Origin of the sequence: Shewanella sp. TC10 (assembly GCF_009663145.1) — a bacterium.
GTDB lineage: Bacteria > Pseudomonadota > Gammaproteobacteria > Enterobacterales > Shewanellaceae > Shewanella.
In genome coordinates this window covers 1-3,440 of sequence record NZ_VKHR01000108.1, presented here as the reverse complement: position 1 = coordinate 3,440, position 3,440 = coordinate 1, and the positions used below count along the sequence as shown (strand labels likewise).

1 protein-coding gene and 1 pseudogene are annotated in these 3,440 nt (G+C 42.8%); both read right to left on the bottom strand.

What is annotated here, in order from left to right; translation table 11 throughout:
• Positions 1 to 185: 185 nt before the first annotated feature.
• Positions 186 to 431 carry a hypothetical protein gene (locus FNZ24_RS21210; RefSeq protein WP_153916787.1) on the bottom strand — a complete coding sequence of 82 codons (246 nt, stop codon included), beginning with the start codon at positions 429 to 431 and terminating at the stop codon, positions 186 to 188.
• A 173-nt stretch (positions 432 to 604) separates the two neighbouring features.
• Positions 605 to 3,376: pseudogene (locus FNZ24_RS21205) on the bottom strand (efflux RND transporter permease subunit); the annotation flags it as partial.
• Between the last annotated feature and the right edge of the window lie 64 nt (positions 3,377 to 3,440).

The window sequence follows — 3,440 nt, the reverse complement described above, 5'->3', positions numbered from 1 at the left end:
GGTTAGCTACTAGAAACTGGCTGATTTTCTGAACAACTAAGCAGTATTCAATAATTTGTAACCACTAGCACTTACCGCCACAATCTWTACCCGTAAAACGGGTAAAGATTGTGGCGGTAAGTGCTAGTGGTTACAAATTATTGAATACTGCTTAGTTGTTCAGAAAATCAGCCAGTTTCTAGTAGCTAACCATTTCTCATGCCTACTAGTCGGCCAAAGAAATGAGATAAGCCCACAGTATTACGAATTCTTTCTGCCCACATGGCCCCGAGCACAAAACCGACAAGCGCCATCATAGGCACGGTGAATTCTCCCATTTGCCCTTCACTACTAACCACAAGCAGTAAGCCAAGAATAGTAAAAAACAGAGTTGGAGACATGGCAACAGAAAGCCATAACAGCAAGTGAACGAATTGAGCGACAAACTTCATTATAATCCCTTAATTGAGTGTTAATCCTTTAATATTTATACGTTATTTTATTTTCCAGATCTAGGTCCTGTTCATTCAGTAAGCAACAGTTCTTGAAAATCTCATTGAATCAGCTGGTTATTAATATTTCAAATAACCAGCTGTAATGAAAACCCTTTCAGATATCCCGTTAACTAACTTCCTTTGATCGGCTCATTAATAGCAGGCTCATTCACAAAGGGAACTGGCGCGAAACTGTCACCAAAGTCCTTATCAAATTCTGCTTCGTCCACTTTAACCCCTTTTATACGTTCAACGACCATGTAGTTTACTGGCACCATAATCAGGGTAATGAAAGTCGCGAAAATAATACCAAAGCCAAGCGATATCGCCATTGGGATTAAGAACTGTGCTTGGGTTGATTGCTCTAACAGTAGCGGCATTAAGCCAATAAAGGTAGTTAAACTCGTTAGCATAACGGGTCTAAAGCGCTTAGCTCCTGCGGTGAGTACTGCTTCCACAAGCTCGACACCTTCTGCACGTTTTTTGTTAATAAAATCAACCAATACTAGCGAGTCATTCACTACAACACCCACCAGAGCCAACATCCCCAAAATACTGAAAATAGTTAATGCTGAGCCCATAATCCAGTGCCCTATCACTGCACCGATTAAACCAAAGGGGATCACACTCATGACGATAAACGGCTGCACATAAGACTTAAACGGAATCGCCAGTAAGCTATAGATCATGAAGCACACGAATACTAAGCCCCATTGAAGCGAACCAAAGCTTTCACTTTGCTCTCTCGCTTCACCTTCAAGTGAATGGCGCACACCTGGGTATTGCGCGACTAATCCATCAAGATAGGTTTTAAGATCCGCTTGCAGCACAGTCATATTGGTGTTGTCTTTATCCACATCAGCAGTGACATTAAGCACTCGATATCTATCGATACGTTTAATACTTGATGGGCTTTTACCTGAGGTCATTTTAGCCACATGGCCAAGTGGTACTTGCGCACCTTGACTGGTAGTGATTAACACTTTCTCTAAGTCCGCCAAGGATTGACGCTCATTAAGCGGCAAGCGCACCATAACCCGTATATCATCACGGCCACGTTGAATACGCTGCACTTGCGAGCCAAAGTAGAAGCTACGTATTTGGTTGGTCACCTCTTCACGAGTAAAGCCTAAAGCCTTGCCTTGTTCTGTTAACTCAATCAGCAGTTCTTCTTTACCGTTAGACAAGCTATCGGAAATATCAAACACTGTTGGATAAGTGGTTAAATGCCCTTTTACTTGGTCTGCAATTTCTCGCAATGTATCCAGCGAATTAGCACTTAGCTGCACATCAATAGGATCTGAACTTCGACCAATTTCAGCACGATAAGTCACCGACTCTGCACCAGGAATATCCCCGACCATACGACGCCATTCAGCTAATAGTTGCCCAGAGGTAATGTCCGACTCACGCTTTTCTGGTGGGGTGATCTCAAAGCGAACACCACCAGCATTTGATGTGCCACCACGGCCACCCGTTGTTGCCAAAATATTTAAGATGATGCTTTCATTGGTTGCTTCATCAATATATTTATCCTGCAAAATCTTAGCTTTTGAAGCGATGGAGATAATATGTTGATTGGTCACCTCAAACGGTGTGCCTGCTGGCATTGTTAAACTAAGACGCACCGTTTCGCTAGGAATACGCGGGAAGAAAGTAAACTTGGTCCAGCCCGTCATGATCAGTGCAATAATAATGATCAGCATTCCAGTAAACAGGCTTAAGGTCGCTGCTTTATTCTTTAATGCGATACGCAAAAATGGCTGATAAAACTTGATAATGGCTCGCTCGAAACCATCAGCAAAGTTTTGCTGGAACTTTTCAAATCGGTTCTGTTTTTGGTTCTCGTGGCGCAGTTTAATGTGCTTAAGATGCGCAGGTAAGACAAATTTAGACTCGATCAACGAAAACAGCAGTACAGGAATTACAACGATAGCAATTTGGGCAAAAATAGCCCCGCGGTTGCCCTCAATAAACAACATCGGTAAAAAGGCGGTGACCGTGGTCAAAATACCAAAGGTCACTGGCGCAGCCACTTCTTTTGCGCCATTAATCGCAGCCATTTCACCGTTAGGCGCGGTTTTTAAATGACTATAGATATTCTCGCCGGTCACAATGGCGTCATCCACCACAATACCGAGCACCAGAATAAATCCAAATAAACTCATGACATTCAACGAAACATTGAAAAATGGCATGAAGATAAACGCGCCCATAAATGACACTGGAATACCAATAAACACCCAGAAAGCAATCGAAGGCCGTAAAAACAAGGTCAACAATAACAAGACTAAAATGCCGCCTTGCATGGCACTGCCCATTAGCGTTGCAATACGGTTCTTAACGATTTCAGAGTCGTCATCCCAATAGCTTAAGCTGTAACCTTCAGGCAAATTGTCTTGGCGAGAATTGATATAACCTTTCACTTTATCGGCAACATCAATCGCACTTTGCTGACCGATTCGATATACATCGATAAATGCTGCTTGCTCGCCATTAAATCGAGTTCGCACAGGGGTTTCTTCAAAACCATCTATCACATTAGCAATATCACTAAGACGAATAATGGTGCCATCCGATGCAGTTTTAATGGCAATGTTGGCAAATTCATCTTTGTAATACGCTTGGCCCTTTGAGCGCAATAAGATATCGCCGCCCTGAGTTTTCAAGTTACCTGCAGAAATATCGGTACTAGAGGCGTTAATCGCCCTGGCTATTTCGCTTAGAGTAAGTTGATATTGTTGCAGCTTATCTTGTGACACTTCTAGGGTGACTTCGTAATTACGCACACCACTTAAATCTAGCTGGGTGACCCCATCTAAGCGCAGTAATTCATCACGCACCACTTCAGCAAACTCTAAGGTTTCCTKCTCGCTATATTTACCTGTCACCGTAACCGCAATAGGTGGCAAAGCTAGTCCCCAAATAAATCCCCTAACATTACAACTAAAGCTATTAACTTAWCTG

Excerpts from the sequence above, each read along its gene's own strand:
- FNZ24_RS21210 (WP_153916787.1), bottom strand. The coding sequence starts at position 431 with ATGAAGTTTGTCGCTCAATTCGTTCACTTGCTGTTATGGCTTTCTGTT.